Source organism: Stenotrophomonas sp. STEN023, from assembly GCF_056760135.1.
In genome coordinates this window covers 1-213 of record NZ_JBRREF010000180.1, presented here as the reverse complement: position 1 = coordinate 213, position 213 = coordinate 1, and the positions used below count along the sequence as shown (strand labels likewise).

The following is a 213-nucleotide window of genomic DNA, read 5'->3' as shown; positions in this document are numbered from 1 at the left end:
GCCCTCCTCGCTGCCGATCAGTTTCACGAACGCGTCTTCCAGGTTGCTCTCGTGGGCCTGCTCGCGCAGCTCATCCGGCGTGCCCTGGGCAACCACCCTGCCCTGCGCGACTTCGCCCGCGACCGCCGCACCTTCCTGCTTACCTTGCTGACCGCGCCGCTGCTGTACCCGCTGCTGTTCCTGGGCATGAACAAGCTCACCAATCTGCGTGCC

1 protein-coding gene is annotated in these 213 nt (G+C 66.7%); it reads left to right on the top strand.

Annotated elements, in window-relative coordinates:
• On the top strand, positions 1–213 hold a 213-nt coding region (locus ACVOLV_RS22210), incomplete at both ends, for a hypothetical protein (RefSeq protein WP_481556244.1).